Raw genomic sequence first — 16522 nt, forward strand, 5'->3', positions numbered from 1 at the left:
CTACCGATTGCTGCCGAGGCACGAAAGTCGCGTTGTGTTAAGCCGTCCGGGTGCGGAGGAACTTTCCGAAGTGGGGGACGGTGAAGGCGACGGTGCCGCGCTCGGCGGAGAAGACGAGGCCTTTCTTGATCAGGCCGTCGCGGGCCGGGGAGAGAGACTGGGGTTTGCGGTTGAGGGTGGAGGCGACCTCGGACGTCGGGACCGAGCCGTCGTCGACGCCGATGCCGAGCTCGGCCATCGCGCGCATGTACTCGCGTTCGGCAGGGGTCGCGCGTTCGTAGCGGGAGCCGAAGAAGCCGACGGTCAGTTCGGCCGAGGCCTCGGGGGCGGCGACGGCGACGTCCTTGATCGTGATCGGCGAGGTCGGCGCGTGGTCCCAGGTGGAGTGCGCGAACGCCTGCACGAAGTACGGGTAGCCGTCGGTCTGCGCGTACAGCTCGTCCAGGGCCTCCTCGTCGTACTGCACGCCCTCGCTCTCGGCCGGGATCATCAGCGCGCGGTCGCACGCGTCCCGGGCCAGGCGGTCGACGCGGATGTAGCGGAACAGCCGCTCGGAGTACGACTTGCTGGCGGACAGTACGGCGGGAAGATGCGGGAGGCCGGCGCCGACGACGACCAGCGGGGCGCTCTGCTGGGAGATCTCGTGGCAGGCGGCGCACAGCGCGGACAGGTCGTCGGCGCTGATGTCCTGCATCTCGTCGATGAACAGCCCGACCCCGACGGTCAGGTCGCCGGCCAGGTCGGCCGCGTCGGTGAACAGCTCGATCAGGTCCATCTCCAGGTCACCGGAGTCGGCCCGGCCCTTCGCCGCGGCCACGTCCACCGGCGGGTGCCAGCGGATCCCCTTCCGGTCGTCGGCCGCCGTACGCAGCGCGAAGGCCTTGAGTACGGCGCTGAACTGGTCGACCTTGTCGTCGTCGCGGTGCCGGTGGCCGAGCTCGCGCATCGCGGTGTGCAGCGCCTGCGCGATCGGCAGCCGGATGCTCTGGTCCGGCCGGGCCTCGATCTTCCCGGTACCCCAGGCGCGCTTGATCGCCTGGGAGCGGAGCGTGTTGAGCAGGACGGTCTTGCCCACGCCCCGGAGTCCGCTGAGCACCAGGCTCCGCTCCGGTCTGCCTGCCGCGACCCGTTCGAGCACCACCTCGAACTGCCGCACCTCGGTGTCGCGTCCGGCCAGCTCAGGCGGCCGCTGACCGGCGCCGGGCGCATAGGGATTCCGGATCGGATCCATGCTTTCACTGTATGAGGCCGTCTAGCGTTTTCCGTAGATTGACCGATCAACGACGAGAGCGTGTCGCTCAGGCTGTCTACGACTTTCTAGTGAAATGAGTAGACATCGATAGACACCCCCAGCGACCGCAAGACCACTAGGGTTCCGCCCATGGTGGAGTGGGCTCCGCAGGCAGGGGCGTTGTACGAGCGGGTGCACCAGCAGTACGTCGGCGGTGCGCGCAAGCTCGAGGCGCTGATCAACGAGCTGATCGGCGAAGAGGAAGGCATCAACTACCTGAGCGCGACGGCCCGGGCGAAGGACCCGGAGTCGTTCCTCGTGAAGGCGTCGAAGCCGCACCCGGACGACCCCGCGCGGCCGAAGTACGACGACCCGCTGAACCAGATCACCGACCTGGTCGCGGCCCGGGTGATCACGTTCCTGGTGGAGGCCGTGGACCGGGTCTGCGAGGTGATCGAGGAAGAGTTCGAGATCGTCGAGCACACCGACATGGGCGCGCACACCCGGGCGCAGGGCGTCTTCGGGTACGCCAGCAAGCACTACCTGGTCCGGCTGAACGAGCACCGCCGGGAGCTTCCGGAGTACGCCGTACTGAAGAACCTCGTGATGGAGATCCAGGTCCGTACGGCGGTCCAGCACGCGTGGGCGGAGTTCGAACACGACATCCGGTACAAGCTGGACATCCCGCCGGACCGCAAGCCCGAGTTCGACCGGAGGTTCCTGCTGGCGGCGGCGTTGATGGAGCTGGCCGACAACGAGTTCACCGAGATCGACCGGCTGTACCGCGAACTGGCCGCGACTGCGTCGGACAAGGCGCCGCTGGACCTCACGACCGCGACGCTGACGACGTACCTGAACCGGCGCTACCCGGACGCGCCGCACGCGAAGACCACGCACTACGCCTGGATCCTCGGCATCCTGCATCGCCTCGGCGTGACCACCGAGGAACAGCTCACCGACCTGCTCACCGGCATCGACAGCGAAGCAGTCCAGGCCGCCATGACCCACCGCGCCCCGGCTGGCACCGTACGCCGTCTCGACGACGACCTGCTCGCCGCCAAGGGGTCTGCGTACCTGGAGCTGTTCCCTGAAGAAGAGCGCCGGCAGAAGATCCTGAAAGGCCGCCTCAAGGCCCTTACCCGCGCCGGCATCACTGCACGGTGACCAGGGCTTGTCACGCTGCCCGATAGGGCGATACTGAGCTCAAGGGGACACACGCGTGGCGGTCTCGCCATGTGGGGGGAGTACAGAGATGGATCCGTCGTCTTCAGACACGAGTGCTTCGGTCAAGGTCATCGCGTTCACATTCCTCGCGCTGGTCATCTCGCTGCCGCTGATCGCCTACATCGTGCTGGTCTGGCTTCCACTCCGGGTGAACGCGGGCGCGACCAGATTCACCGGGAAGTACGGGGGGTGGCACCTGGTGCACGTCACCGGGAGGGTGCTCGCTTCGCGGCGGCACACCGAAACGACGACCACAACCGAGTACGGCGGCTATTCGGGCGTTCTTGGGACGTCAACGACCAGGACCGACGTCTACGACCAGCTTGCGCTGCAGCTGGCGGACGGCCGGCAGGCGAACGTCGAGGTGGTCAACTTCAACGTCAGCGCGTGGCCTGGGCAGGTGGTGAGCTTCTGGACCGCGGTGAAGGGCAACAAGCGGTTCACGTTCGCGGTGCTGAACCACTCCACCAATCAGCAGAACGTGAACGACCAGCAGGTCTTCAGGATCATGCTCTCGCAGCCGCTCCAGATCATCTTCGTGCTGTATCTGGTCGGACTCGTCCTGCCGATCGCGTTCCTGTCCGTGTTCGGCGGAGCCGGGGTGCCGTTCCTGCTCTGGCTGCTCCTGCTGATCCTGTTCGTCGTCGGCCAACGCCGGGTACGCCGCAAGTTCGACAAGAAAGGCATCGCCACCCTCTGGCAACACAGCCACGCCGAGGCCCAACCACTACTCGCGCACTAACGGCGGTACTCCAGCTTGACCACGTTGTTGTCGAAGGTGCGCGCAGCCGTCAGCGTCAGGTCCTGTCGCGTCTCGAAGAGCGACGGGCCGCTGCCGAGCGCGACCGGGTGCACATAGATCTCGTAGGCGTCGACGAGGTCCGGCTCCGCCAGCGCGTGGATCAGCTGTGGGCTACCGATCACGTAGAGGTCGCCGGCGGCGGTCCTGCGGTGCTCCTCGAGTGCGTCGAGTTCGCGGACCACGGTCGTGTTCCAGTCGGCCGACTCCAGGGTCCGGGAGAACACCAGCTTCGGCATCGCCGTCCACACCTTGCCGTACTCCACCAGGAACGGCGCGCCGTCGGCGGTCGGCCAGTACGACGCCATGCCGGCGTACGTGTTCCGTCCGTACACGAACATGCCCGCGGTCCGGTGTACCTCGACGAAGTGGGCGTGGAGCTCGTCCTTCACCTGCAGCCAGTCGAGTGCGCCGCCCTCCGCGGCCAACCGGCCGTCGACCGACGTCTGGACCGACACCACGATCTTGTTCTCTGTCATGTCACCTGGTCGGAGCTGTCCCGGGATCTTTGACAAGGGCTTCCGCGGTACCGCGGGCCCAGCGGCTGGTGGTGATGATGCCGAGGACGAGGACCAGTACGCCGCAGCCCGCGATGATGAACCAGCACAGCTGGGCCGCGCTCACGAAGCCCTTCTCGAAAGGGCCGACCAAGCGGGCCGTCAGGACTGTGCCGGCGACGGCGACGCCCAGGGAGGCGCCCACCTGGCGGCTGGTGGAGGCGATGGCTGCTGCGACGCCCGCCTGGGCGCGGGGCATGCCGGAGACGGCCGCGTTGGTAATAGGTGCGTTCAGCATGCCAAAACCGAGCCCGAAGACCAGGTAGGCCACTAGCAGATGCAGTGTGGCCGTGGTTGTGCTCAGCTGCGACAAGATCAGGCCGGAGATCGTCAGCATCGTCCCAGCGACCACCAGCGGTACGCGCGGACCACGGTGACCCACCAGCCACCCGGAGATCGGCGCGAACACCACGGTCATCGCCGCCATCGGCAACGTCAGCAAACCGGCGTGCAGAGCGGTAAACCCGCGCACAGACTGCAGATAGAGCGAGTTGAGGAACAAGAACCCGGACAGCGCCGAGAACCCGCACACCGCGATCAGCGTCGCCCCGGAGAACGGCGCGCTCCGGAAGAACCGCGGATCCAGCAGCGGCTCCTCCCGGCGGCCCTCGTAGTACACGAGCGACACCAACGCCGCCACGCACACCACGAAGCACCCGATGATCAGCGGCGACCCCCACCCCGCCGACCGCCCCTCGATGATCCCGTACGTCAGCCCGCCGAGCAGCAGTACGACGAGCACCTGCCCGACCGGGTCGATCCGCCGCGGCACGGCCGCCCGCGACTCCGGTACGAAGAACGCCGTCATCAGTACGGCGGCGACCGCGACCGGCACGTTGATCCAGAAGATGAACCGCCAGCCGGCCGCGTCCACCAGGGTCCCGCCGACGACCGGCCCGACCGCCATGCTCAGCCCGACCACGCCGCCCCAGACCCCGATCGCCTGGGCCCGCTCCCGCGGATCGGTGAACGTGTTGGTAATGATCGACATCGCCACCGGGTTCAGCATCGACCCGCCGACCGCCTGCAGCACCCGGAACAGGATCAGCAGGTCGATCGAGGGCGCGACGCCGCAGAGCAACGACCCGATCCCGAACAGCACCAGCCCCACCTGGAACGTCCGCCGCCGCCCGACCCGGTCCGCGGTCGACCCGGACACCATCAGCAGACTCGCGAGCACCAGCGTGTACGCGTCGATCGTCCACTGCAGCTTCTGCACCGACGCCCCGAACTCGGCCCGGATCGCCGGCAACGCCAGGTTCACGATCGTCGAATCCAGCCCGACGATGAACAGGCTGGAACAACAGATCGCCAACACCAGCAGCCGCCGCCCGCGACTGGTCTCGTTGTTCATCGCCCACGAATGTACAACGTTGAACGACTTGACCGGCCACGGGCGGCGGATCGTCTCAGCGGACGCCGAACATCGAGTCGATCGTCTGCGCGACGGTGTTGCCGTTCCGGTCGGTCGCCTCGACGTGCACCGACACCGAGGTCGCGCCCCGCGGCGGCACGAGCAGCGCCTGGTAGTTCGTCCGCAGGTTCGCGCCGGCCACCGGTTTCCAGGTCGTCCCCCCGTCGTAGCTGGCGGTGACCTCGACCGACGTGAAGGCCGCCGTACTAGTCGTGGCGGTGCGCTCGTAGTACGGCGTGATCCGCAGCGGGACCACCCCGTGCCGGACGGTGTTGGTGCCGTCGGTGGGAGCGGAGTACCTGAGGTAGAGCAGCTGTTGCGGGGAGCAGTTGACGTTCGGCTCGACGTACCGCTGGAGGCAGGTCGTGTTGCCCATGGTCGACGTGCCGGAGTGGGCCGAGCCGAAGGTCCACTCGATGTGCTGCTTGGCGCCGTACTTGTACAGGTTGTAGCCCTTCTGCGGACCTGTGTTCAGGTCCGAGTCCAGCACGAGCCGGTAGCGCCCAGGCTCGGGCGGCAGCGCGAAGGACGGGAAGGCACCGATGTACGTCGTACCCGGGATCTCCTGCCCGTCGCGATACAGCTTGGCCTGTGCGCCGTTGACGAGCAGCACCGCGTTCACCAGCGGATCCGCGTTCGCGTACTCCGGGACGACGACCAGCCGGTCGCCGTCGCGGCAGGCGAAGCAGAAGCCCATGTGGCCGACGTTCGTCGCATCAGGCGGTACGTCGGACGGCCCGAGGCCCCGCGGTGCGCCCAGCCAGCGCTCGTCCGGGTTCCGGCCCTGACGCAACGTCGTACGCCGGTCCTCCAGCGACAGCTGGCGGGTGTCCATGCCGGCCGCGCGGATCCACTGCACCTTCGGCCCGACCGGTCCGTACAGTTCCTCCCGGGTCTGTGGATAACTGTCGAGGTGGTTCGGCCAGGTGAAGAAGGTGTGCGCCTCGTCCGCCGAGTCGAACCGGCTGCCGACGAGTTCCTGCCCGCCACCGTACGGCGTCGGCTGCCACTCCGGCGTGTAGCTGGTCCGCACCCGCGCCATGTCCCGGTCGTGCACCTGGAACGTCCCCGAGTCCGGGAACCGCCCGGACGAGAGCTGCGACACGTGGTACACGACCGGCGAGTTCGGCGTACCGGTCAGCGACACCGTCACCGGCCCGTGGGCGAGCGTCTCCCGCAGCTTCGCGCCCTCGGTCGCGTCGATGCCGGCGACCGGGATCACCACCGGGGAGTCCCAGAAGATCGGCACCGGGTACAGGTCGCAACTGCCGGACTCCTGCAGTACGCCGACCGCGCCGGCTGCCTTCAGCGCGGCCAGGTCGTCGTCGTGCAGCTGGCACTCCCAGCCGCCGTGGCCCCAGGTGAACGACATCAGCACCAGCTTGCCGCGGACCTTCGCCAACTCGTCCGGCTCCAGCGACCAGCCGACGTCGATCAGCGGCAGCTTCCGGTACCGCCCGTCGAAGCGCACCGACGGCGGAGTGGCGTCCCAGTAGTTCGGGTCCATCGCCAGCCCGCGGCCGTTGGCCGAGTCCACCGCCAGGTGCACCGGCGGCACCGCCCGGGTCGCGCTGAACTTCAGCGAGAACATCCCGGCCGTGACCTTCTTCGTCGGCGCGAAGTAGAAGTCACCGTCGCGGTACTTCGTGAACGGGAACGTCACGGTCAGCCGATCGGTCCCGTCCGCGGTCGTCCGGAAGGCGACCACACCGCCGCCGATGCTCTGCGTGTGCGTGTCGGTGGCGACGCGATACGGCACCGCGTCCTTGTCGTCGAACGTCAGGGACACCGGCCCCTGCACGGACAGCTCGGGCTCGGCGAACATCACGTTCTCCAGCCGCATACTCGGTAGCTCGCGGTCGTGGTTCACGAAGATCGCCCAGCGTCCGGGCTCCAGGTTGAGCGTGAGCGTGCCGCTCAGCTGATCCGGCGCGAGCTGCAGGTTCTGCTGCACCACGAGCTTGGCCGTGTGGTCGTCCAGGTTGATCGCGCTGACCAGGCCGCCGAACATCGTCGGCGCACTGAAGTTCACATGGACCCGCACCTGATACGTCAGCCGCGCCTTGTTCATGGCCACGGCTGTCCGCACCTGTACGCCGTCCGCGGTCGCCACCACCGCACCGGACGAGAACCCTGTCCGCAGCTGACCCGCGTGGACGGTCACGTCGACGTTCGCGGTCGAGTGCGCGGGTACGACGACCTGTCCAGGCACACTGACCGAGGACAGCGAGCTGCTCAGGTTCAACGTGACGTCGGAGTCGCCGTCGTTGCGGTAGCCGAGCTGCCGTACGACGTCGCCCTCCTCGGTGTCGAGGATCCGGCCGAAGTCGACGCCACCGGTCACGCCGTACACCTGCTGCGACACGGCCCGGGCGACGTCCACCCGGCCGGCACCCTGCTCGAACACGGAGTACCCGTCGTCCTTGCTGCTGCTCATCAGCGCGGCCTTGAGCTGGGCGGCCTGCCAGTCCGGGTGCTCCTGCGCGAGGATCGCGGCGGCTCCGGCGACGTGCGGCGTGGCCATCGACGTACCGGACAGCGAGGTGTAGTTCGCGTCGACCGGAGTGCCGAGGCTGGTGCCGGCGGCGCGGGCGGCGACGATGGCCGAGCCGGGGCCGGCGATGTCGGGCTTGCTGACCCGGTCCGGGTACAGCAGCGGTCCGCGGCTGGAGTAGTACGCGAGCTTGTCGCTCTTGTCGACCGCCGCGACCGTCAGCGCGGACGCGGCGACGCCAGGCGTGCTCACCGACGACGTGCTGCCGTTGTTGCCGGCCGCGACCACGAACAGTGCGCCGGTGGCCGCGGTGATCCGGTCGACCGCGAGAGCGCCCACATCGTCGCCCTCGTCGGCGTCCGGCTCACCGCCGAGGCTCATGTTGATCACCTTGGCCCCCTGGGCCGCGGCCCATTCCATCCCGGCGATGATGTCGGAGTCCTGCCCGATGCCCTTGTTGCTCAGCACCTTGCCGATCACCAGCTGGACGCCCGGGGCGACACCCTTGTACTTGCCGGCGGAGGCCGCGCCGGAGCCGGTGATGATCGACGCGACGTGCGTCCCGTGGCCGAAGCCGTCCGAGGTGTCCGGGTCGGCGGTGAAGTTCTTCGACTCGACGACCTTGCCCTGCAGGTCCGGGTGGTTCGGGTCGAGGCCGGTGTCCAGGATCGCGACCTTGACACCCTTCCCGTCGTACCCGGCCGCCCACGCCTGTGGGGCGCCGATCATCGGCACGCTCTGGTCCAGGGTGGCGTGCAGCTTCCGATCGAGCCACACGTGCGTCACGCCACGGGCGAACGCCCGCCGACCGGTCTGCGCGATCGAGGCCCAGAACGTGCTCGCCTGACTCTTCGGTACGTCGGCAGCCGTCGCATGCACGCTGGTGAGCTGCATGGTGGGCTTCAGACCCGGTACGGCGGCCGCCTGGGCGCGGAGCTTCGCAGCAGGAACGGCTGTGGACAGCTGGGTGATAACGGGCAGCTGCGAGGTGGCGTCGTCGGCGTACCCGTTGGCGACCAGGTAGTTGATGTCGAACAGGCTGCGGTCGAGCACACCGGCCGAGAGGTACGGCAGGGCGTCGTCCGGGACCACCAGGCGCTGCTTGCTGGTCTCCACCATCTGCAGGTGCGGCGTGTAGCCGCTTGAGCGGGCGACCGGCTGCAGCTCGACCTGCGTGTTCCCGTCTGGGTCAGGCGTCAGCGAGACCTTGTCGCCGGTCACCAGCGTGACCGTGGTCGGCCTGGTGACGTGCGGCGTCCTCGGCGCGACCTGTGGTGGGGGCGGTGCGGCGACCGTGGGGTTCGGCGCGGACAGGACGGTGGCCAGCAGCGCCGTACCGAGGACGGCTGCCAGGGCTGAGCGTGACATGGGCGGCTCCTGCGATATCGATTTCCCAGGAGCATCAGCTGGCGGGCCGGCGGAGTAAAGCGGTTCCCGCGACCTGTCTAGGCCAATGACTGAGATCGGTCATACGCTGAGCCGGTGCTGGAGCGCCTGGGGATCGACGCGGAGCAGGAACAGGCGTACGAGCACGTGCTGACGCGCCCGGACCGTACTGCCGCGGAGCTCGCTGTCGGGAGCGCGGATCTGGACGCGCTGGTCACCAAGGGGCTGATCCGGGTGGACGGCGGCCGGTACAACGCCGTACCGCCGGCGGTCGCGCTGCAGGGGCTGCTCGACGACCGGCAACTCGAGCTGGATCGGGCCGCGGCCCGGATCCGGGAGCTGGAACGGCTGCACAGCGCCACGCCGAACGGCGCCCGTCCGGCACCGGTCGAGGTGGTGGCGGGCGACCAGGCGCACGACTATCTGCTGGCGATCCATCGGGCGACGAGGTCCGAAGTACGGGCATTCGAGACGCCACCGTATGTGAAACCGATCTCAGTCGAGGACGCCCAACTGGCGGCCACCGCGATCCGGCAGGGGGTCTCGCACCGGATCGTCTACAGCCGGGCGGCGGTGGACGAGCAGGGTCTGGAGACGCTGCTGGTGACTCTGTCGGTCGGCGAACAGGCCAGGGTGACCGGCGACGTACCGATGCGGCTGGCGATCTACGACAACCGGATCGCGACGCTGCCCGCGGTCACCGGTACGCGGACCGACGAGGGACTGCTGGTGGTCCGGCCGAGTGCGCTGCTGGACGCCTTGATCGCTTTGTTCGAACGGGTTTGGGCCTCGGCGCTGCCGCTCACCCTGACCGCCGAGGAGCCGGCCGGGACCGGCGCGGCCGAGGACCGGATCCTGGTCGCGCTGCTGTCGGCCGGGATGACCGACCAGGCGATCGCGCGGCAGCTCGGGATCAGTCTGCGGACCGTCGGCCGGCGGATCCAGCGGGTCCAGAACGGCCTGCACGCGGAGACCCGGTTCCAGGCCGGGGTGGCGGTCGGGCTGGCCAGGTCCGGCGCCGATCCGGACCCCGACTGAAAAGGGTTTGACGGGCTGTCGGCGGCGGCACCTAGGCTTGATCCATTCGCCTGGTCAGGCCCCTCTTTCAACCCTTCTATGCCTCATTGCGAGACGTCATGTCCTTGCGCCTCATTCCGTTCGCCGATCCGGGTGTGCCCGACACCCGGTCCGGCCTCCGACTCATTCTCTGGCTGGAGCACCAGCAGCTCCGCGGGCAGTTGCTCGCGGTGTTCTGGGGACTGGTGTACTTCGGCGGGATCGCCGCCGCTCCGGTCGCGGTCGGGCTGGCCGTGCAGGCGGCCATCGACCTGTCGTGGCCGAAGCTGATCCTTTCCGGCGGGCTGCTGCTCGCCTTCGGTGCGGCCAAGGCCGGCGCCGACTCGTTCTTCCACCGGGCCGTCGTGACCAACTGGATCAGTACGGCGGCCCGGCTCCAGCAGTTGCTGTTCCGCAAGGCCGCGGAGCTCGGCTCGCTGCTCACCCGGCGGATCGCCGCCGGCGAGGTCGTGCAGGTGAGCAGCGGCGACGTCGAGAAGATCGGCTGGTTCGTCGAGGTTCTCGGCCGGTTCGTGGCCGCGCTGCTGACCTGCTTCGCGGTCGTGATCGGCCTGCTGCTGTACGAACCCCGGCTCGGGCTGGTGGTCGCCGTCGCCGTCCCGGTGCTGGCGTTCTCGATCGTCCCGCTGATGGGTCCCGCGGAGCGCCGCGCGGACGAGCAGCGGGCCAAGGGCGGCCGGGCCACCGAGCTCGCCGCCGACACCGTCGCCGGGCTGCGCGTGCTGCGCGGCATCGGCGGGGAGCAGCTGTTCCTGGAGCGGTACCGCGCGGCCTCGCAGGAGTACCGCACGAGCGCGGTGCGCAGCGCCCGGATGTGGTCGCTGATCGCCGCGCTGCAGGTGCTGTTCTTCGGGCTGTTCCTGGTCGTCGTGGTGTGGATGGGCGTCCGCCTGGTGACGTCCGGCCACATCTCGGTCGGCGAACTGGTCACGACGTACGGCTTCATCACGTTCATGCTGGTGCCGCTGCACACGTTCGAGGAGACCGCGAGCGCGTTCATCTTCTCGAAGGTGTCGGCCCGCCGTGCCGCGCGGGTGCTGTCGCTGCAGCGAACCGACGAGACCAAGGCCACGGCCGAGGCGCAGCTGCCGGCGGGCGACCTGCTCGACCCGGTGACCGGGCTGCACGTCCCGGCCGGAAGCTTCACCGCGGTCGTCAGCGGCGACCCGGACGCCGGCGGCCTGCTGGCCGACCGGCTGGGCGGTCACAGCCCGACGGCGACCGACGAGGCCTCCGTCCAGCTCGACGGTGTCGCGCTGGACAACCTCCCGCTGGACTCGGCGCGCACGGTCGTGCTGGTGCAGGACAAGGACCCGGTGCTGTTGTCGGGGACGGTGCGCGAGCTGTTCGACGTACCGGCCAGTGGTGCGGTCTCCGCGGAGACCGCGCTGGACGCGGCACAGTGCGAGGACATCCTCGACGTACTGCGGCAGTCGCTGCCGGCCGGTGAGTCCGACGCGATGAACGCCGTCCTGACCGAGCGAGGCAGGTCCCTGTCCGGCGGTCAACGGCAGCGGGTGGCGCTGGCACGGTCGCTGTACGTCGACCCGCAGGTGCTGGTGCTCGACGAGCCGACCAGTGCGGTCGACGCGCACACCGAGGCCCGCATCGCCGACGGCCTGCAGCTGCTGCGCCGCGGCCGGACCACGGTGGTGTTCACGTCGAGCCCGCTGATGCTGGACCGCGCGGAGCGGGTGGTGTTCGTGCCGGACGGCCAGGTGGCCGCGGTCGGTACGCACCACGAGCTCCTGCACAGCAACGCGCAGTACCGCGCTGTTGTGACCCGTGAAGAAGAAGCAACGTTCGAGGAGTCCTTGTGAGGAGCAGACTGCTGGATTCGCTGCGCTCATCCAGGTGCCCTGAGTACGACCCGGCAGCGCCGCAGGAGGTAGTGCGGCTCCCGGTGGCGCAGGGTACGACGGTCCGCGCGTACATCAAGAGCCTCTTCCGTCGGCACCGTCGGCAGTTCCTGTGGCTGACCGTGGTGAACACGGTGGCGGCGCTCAGCGGCATGGTCGGTCCGTGGCTGCTCGGCAACGTCGTGCAGAAGCTGTCCGAGGGCCGCACCGACGTGAAGCTGCCGTACGTCGTGATCGGGTTCGTGATCGCGCTCGCGGTGCAGACCGTGTTCGTCCGGTTGACCCGGCTGCGCGGCGCGGTGCTCGGTGAGGAGATGCTCGCGGACCTCCGCGAGGACTTCCTGGTCCGCGCGGTCGGCCTGCCGCCGGGCGTGCTGGAGCGGGCCGGTACGGGCGACCTGCTGTCCCGGATCACCACCGACATCGACCGGCTGTCGCACGCCATGCGGGACGCAGTACCGCAGCTGACGATCGCGATCATCTGGGCGTCGCTGCTGATCGGGGCGCTGGTCGTGACCGCGCCGGCGCTGGCCGTGGCGATCGTGATCGCGGCGCCGATCCTGATCGTCGGCGGCCGGTGGTACTTCCGGCGCGCGCCCTCGGCGTACCGCTCGGAGGCGGCCGGGTACGCCGCGGTCGCCTCGGCGCTGGCGGAGACGGTCGACGCGGGCCGGACCGTCGAGTCGCACCGGCTCGGTCAGCGGCGGATCCAGTTCGGCGACACCCGGATCGGCCAGTGGGTCGCCTGGGAGCGGTACACGCTGGTCCTGCGGATGATCCTGTTCCCGATCATCAACATGACCCACACGGTCGCGCTGGCCGCGGTCCTGGTCATCGGTGGCGGGTTCGCGATCCAGGGCTGGCTGACGGTCGGTGCGCTGACCACCGGCGCGCTCTACATCCAGCAGCTCGTCGAGCCGGTCAACATGATGATCCGCTGGTACGACGAGTTGCAGGTGGCCCAGGTCTCGTTGGCGCGGCTGGTCGGCGTCCGGGAGGTCGAGACGGAGGCCACGACCAGCCAGGACGAGCCGGACGGGCGGACCGTACTCGCGGACGACGTGCGGTTCGGGTACCTCGAGGGTCGCGACGTACTGCACGGCGTGACGCTGACGGTCGAGCCGGGTGCCCGGGTGGCGCTCGTCGGACCGTCCGGCGCGGGCAAGTCGACGCTGGGCCGGTTGCTGGCCGGCATCTACTCGCCCCGCGTCGGTGACATCACGCTGGGCGGCGCGGCGCTGGACCGGATGTCGGCGGAGCAGGTGCGCAGTCATGTTGCCCTGGTCAACCAGGAGCACCACGTGTTCGTGGGCAGCGTGCGGGACAACCTGCGGCTGGCTCGCCAGGACGCGTCCGACGCGGACCTGTGGGCGGCGCTGCGGTCGGTGGACGCCGACGGCTGGGTCGCCGGGTTCGACGACGGGCTGGACACCGAGGTGGGGTCCGGTGGGGTCTCGCTGACGCCTGCCCAGGCGCAGCAGGTCGCACTGGCCCGGTTGGTGCTGGCCGATCCGCACACGCTGGTCCTGGACGAGGCGACCTCGTTGATGGACCCGCGGGCGGCCCGGCATCTGGAGCGGTCGCTGGCGACCGTGCTGGAGGGCCGGACCGTGGTCGCGATCGCGCACCGGCTGCACACCGCCCACGACGCCGACGTGATCGCCGTCGTCGAGGACGGCAAGATCGTCGAGCTGGGCGGCCACGACGAGTTGGTCGACGCCCAGGGCGCGTACGCCGCGCTCTGGCACTCCTGGCACGGCGACCGCTGACACACGTGGAGGGCGTTCGCACTCGGACGCCCTCCACATCGTGTGAGGATGAACGCGTGCTGCTGACGACGCTGTTCTCGCTGCCCACCACCCTGGCTCTCGACATCGACGACGCGGGCCGGATGCTGGTGCTGTACGACGGCACCGGGACACGTCAGGTGAACGAAGTCGCCCCGGACGGGACCTGGCGGGCGCTGACCGATCTGGGCGACACCTGCCGAGGCGCGCGGTTCGTGCCGGGCAGCAGCCAGGTCGTCGTCGAGCACGACACCGGGGGCGACGAGCGCGGTCAGCTGTCCCTGCTCGACCTCGCCGACGACGGTCTCCCGGCGCTGACCCCGCTCGTGCACGACGCGGAGTACATCCACCACCTGGTCGCTGCCCGCGCCGGCCGGATCCTCTACACCACGAACCGGCGCAACGGCGTCGACTTCGACCTGGTCACCCGCGAGCTGGCGAGCGGCACCGAGACCGTGCTGTACGACGCCGGCGGCTGGGTGATGGGCGTGAACCCGTCCCCGGACGACAAGTGGGTCGTCCTGTCCAAGGCGAGCAGCCCGGCGAACTCGATTCAGCTGCTGCTCGTCGACACGTCCAGCCGATCGGTCACCGAACTGACGCCCGCGGACGCGCACAACGACCAGGGCCCGGTCGCCTGGCTGCCCGACTCGTCCGCGTTCCTGGTGTCCACCGACGCGGACCGCGATCGCAAGGCGGTCCGCCGGTACGACGTGGCCGACGCGGCGTGGACCGACGTACTCGTGGACGACGCGCGGGACCTGGCCGCCTGGCCGTCGCCGGACGGCGTACACCAACTGGTCGGCGTACTCGAGGACGGCGAGGTCGCGCTGGCGCTGCACCGGGTGGAGGACGGCGAGCTGGTGGCGCCGGTCGGGCTGCCCGCGGGCGGGTGCGCGGCGCTGACGATGATGACGCCGGACCCGATCTGATCGGCGGACGGCTCGTTCGCCGCGATCACCTACAACTCCCCGGTCTCGCCGCCGACCGTCTACCGGTACGTGCCGAACGGCGAGCCGGCCGCGATCGGCGAGGTGGAGGTCCCGGTCGCGCTCGAGCACCCGGAGAGCCTGCGGGTGCCCTCCTTCGACGGCGAGCAGGTCCCGGTCTTCGTGTTCCGGCCGACCGCTCCGGACCTGGGATCCACGGTCGTCCACGTGCACGGCGGTCCCGAGGGTGCCGCGATGCGGATCTGGAGCCCGATCGTCTCGTCGCTGGCCGGCGAGGGGCACACGGTCGTCGTACCGAACGTCCGCGGCTCGGCCGGCTACGGCAAGCGCTGGTACTCGCTGGACGACCGCGAACTGCGGCTGGACTCGGTCAAGGACCTGGCCGCGATCAACGCATGGTTGCCGACGATCGACGCCGACCCGAAGCGGGCCGCGCTCTGGGGCGGCTCGTACGGCGGGTACATGGTGCTGGCCGGCGTCGCGTTCCAGCCGGAGCTGTGGGCGGCCGGTGTGGACATCGTCGGAATCGCCTCGCTGGTGACGTTCCTGGAGAACACCTCGGACTACCGCCGGGCGATGCGGGAGCGCGAGTACGGGTACCTGGCCACCGACCGGGAGTTCCTGGAGTCCGCGAGCCCGCTCAGCCGGGTCGACGACATCCGCGCGCCGCTGTTCGTCATCCACGGCGCCAACGACCCGCGCGTGCCGTTGTCCGAGGCCGAGCAGATCACCGAGGCGCTGACGCGGCGCGGCGTACCGTGCGAGCTGCTGGTTTACCCGGACGAAGGCCACGGCCTGGCGAAGCTCACGAACCGCCTGGACGCCTACCCGCAGGCGTTCAGCTTCCTGCGAGACCACCTGGTGTAAGGGTCCCGGCGGTCGCGTCGAGCCGTACCGGAAGCCCCAGCGGTACGGCGAGGTTCAACGGCTCGTGCCCGATCGCCGCACCTTCCACCATCGGTACGCCGAGCGGCTCGAGCCGCTCCCGGATGGTCTCGTCGAGGCCCTCCCCGCCCTGGCTGAAGTCACCCACCACCAGCCCGGTCACCTGGTCGAACCACCCGGCGCGCAGGAGCTGCGTCAACAGCCGGTCCGCCTGGTACGCCTCCTCGTTGACCTCCTCGAGTACGACGACCCCGGCCGGCGGCGCGTACGTCGGCGTACCGACGCTCGACGCCAGCATCGCCAGGTTCCCGCCGCGCAGCGGGCCCTCCGCGACACCGTCGACGACGGTACGCGCACCCAGCAGGAGGTCCGTGACGGTCTCCGGCTCGAACAGCAACGCCCGCAGCCGTTCGCGTCCGGTGTCGTCGGCCAACTGCTCAACCGCGGCAGCCATCGGCCCGTGCAGCGTTACGAGCCCCCGCGCATTCAGCGGCTCGTGCAGCGCGGTGATGTCGCTGAACCCGACAAACCACTTCGGTACGGCGACCAGCTCGTCGAAGTCGAGGTACTCGAGCATCCGCTGTACGCCGTAGCCACCACGCGCGCAGAACACTGCGGCGTACTGCGGGTCCAGCCACGCACTCTGTAGGTCGAAAGCACGCGCCTTGTCGTCGGCGGCCAGGTACTTGAACCGCTCGTGCCCGGCCAGCACCGACGGCATCACGTCCACGTCGAGACCCCAGGCGCGGATGTACTCCACCCCGGCCGCGAGCCGCGCGGCATCCACACGCCCCGACGGCGCCACCACAGCAACCCGGTCACCACTCTGCAGCCGCTGCGGCAGCACCACGTCGTTCAT

General features: G+C 69.6%; 12 protein-coding genes. 7 read left to right on the plus strand and 5 right to left on the minus strand.

The genetic code is table 11. The features are described from left to right. Positions 1-37: 37 nt before the first annotated feature. Positions 38-1231 carry an ATP-binding protein gene (locus tag ACQHIV_RS29585; protein WP_427887134.1) on the minus strand — a complete coding sequence of 398 codons (1194 nt, stop codon included), beginning with the start codon at positions 1229-1231 and terminating at the stop codon, positions 38-40. A 150-nt stretch (positions 1232-1381) separates the two neighbouring features. On the opposite strand from ACQHIV_RS29585, the gene ACQHIV_RS29590 reads away from it, so the two are divergent. Both ACQHIV_RS29590 and ACQHIV_RS29595 read left to right on the plus strand, forming a co-directional pair. Further along, positions 1382-2395, plus strand: a complete 1014-nt coding sequence (locus ACQHIV_RS29590) for a GTP pyrophosphokinase (RefSeq protein WP_427887135.1) — start codon at positions 1382-1384, stop codon at positions 2393-2395. 88 nt (positions 2396-2483) lie between these two features. Next, positions 2484-3197 carry a hypothetical protein gene (locus ACQHIV_RS29595; RefSeq protein WP_427887136.1) on the plus strand — a complete coding sequence of 238 codons (714 nt, stop codon included), beginning with the start codon at positions 2484-2486 and terminating at the stop codon, positions 3195-3197. Here the strand turns inward: ACQHIV_RS29595 and ACQHIV_RS29600 are convergent. The 3 genes from ACQHIV_RS29600 to ACQHIV_RS29610 are packed head-to-tail and all read right to left on the minus strand — an operon-like array spanning position 3194 to position 9087. Further along, a complete protein-coding gene (locus ACQHIV_RS29600) occupies positions 3194-3733 on the minus strand; it encodes a dihydrofolate reductase family protein (protein WP_427887137.1) in 540 nt (179 codons plus the stop codon). The two genes, ACQHIV_RS29595 and ACQHIV_RS29600, sit on opposite strands and share 4 nt — an antisense overlap. A 1-nt stretch (position 3734) precedes the next feature. Next, positions 3735-5165, minus strand: a complete 1431-nt coding sequence (locus tag ACQHIV_RS29605) for a DHA2 family efflux MFS transporter permease subunit (protein ID WP_427887138.1) — start codon at positions 5163-5165, stop codon at positions 3735-3737. Between the two features lie 55 nt (positions 5166-5220). Continuing rightward, positions 5221-9087: a S8 family serine peptidase gene (locus ACQHIV_RS29610; protein WP_427887139.1), complete on the minus strand. Its 3867-nt coding sequence runs from the start codon at positions 9085-9087 to the stop codon at positions 5221-5223. A gap of 114 nt (positions 9088-9201) precedes the next feature. On the opposite strand from ACQHIV_RS29610, the gene ACQHIV_RS29615 reads away from it, so the two are divergent. The 5 genes from ACQHIV_RS29615 to ACQHIV_RS29635 all read left to right on the plus strand — a co-directional run bounded on the left by ACQHIV_RS29615 (position 9202) and on the right by ACQHIV_RS29635 (position 15645). Next, positions 9202-10143 carry a helix-turn-helix domain-containing protein gene (locus tag ACQHIV_RS29615; RefSeq protein ID WP_427887140.1) on the plus strand — a complete coding sequence of 314 codons (942 nt, stop codon included), beginning with the start codon at positions 9202-9204 and terminating at the stop codon, positions 10141-10143. Between the two features lie 98 nt (positions 10144-10241). Then, positions 10242-12002 carry an ABC transporter transmembrane domain-containing protein gene (locus tag ACQHIV_RS29620; protein WP_427887141.1) on the plus strand — a complete coding sequence of 587 codons (1761 nt, stop codon included), beginning with the start codon at positions 10242-10244 and terminating at the stop codon, positions 12000-12002. Beyond that, positions 11999-13810: an ABC transporter ATP-binding protein gene (locus ACQHIV_RS29625; RefSeq protein ID WP_427887142.1), complete on the plus strand. Its 1812-nt coding sequence runs from the start codon at positions 11999-12001 to the stop codon at positions 13808-13810. Before ACQHIV_RS29620 ends, ACQHIV_RS29625 begins: the two co-directional genes overlap by 4 nt. A 56-nt stretch (positions 13811-13866) precedes the next feature. Next, positions 13867-14760 carry a hypothetical protein gene (locus ACQHIV_RS29630; protein ID WP_427887143.1) on the plus strand — a complete coding sequence of 298 codons (894 nt, stop codon included), beginning with the start codon at positions 13867-13869 and terminating at the stop codon, positions 14758-14760. A gap of 69 nt (positions 14761-14829) precedes the next feature. Further along, positions 14830-15645 (plus strand): alpha/beta hydrolase family protein, encoded by an 816-nt coding sequence (locus ACQHIV_RS29635; protein ID WP_427887144.1) that lies wholly within the window; start codon positions 14830-14832, stop codon positions 15643-15645. Here ACQHIV_RS29635 and ACQHIV_RS29640 read toward each other — a convergent pair. Continuing rightward, a complete protein-coding gene (locus ACQHIV_RS29640; RefSeq protein WP_427887145.1) occupies positions 15617-16522 on the minus strand; it encodes a S66 peptidase family protein in 906 nt (301 codons plus the stop codon). The genes ACQHIV_RS29635 and ACQHIV_RS29640 overlap by 29 nt on opposite strands.

Source organism: Kribbella polygonati (genome assembly GCF_050320105.1).
Classification (GTDB): domain Bacteria; phylum Actinomycetota; class Actinomycetes; order Propionibacteriales; family Kribbellaceae; genus Kribbella.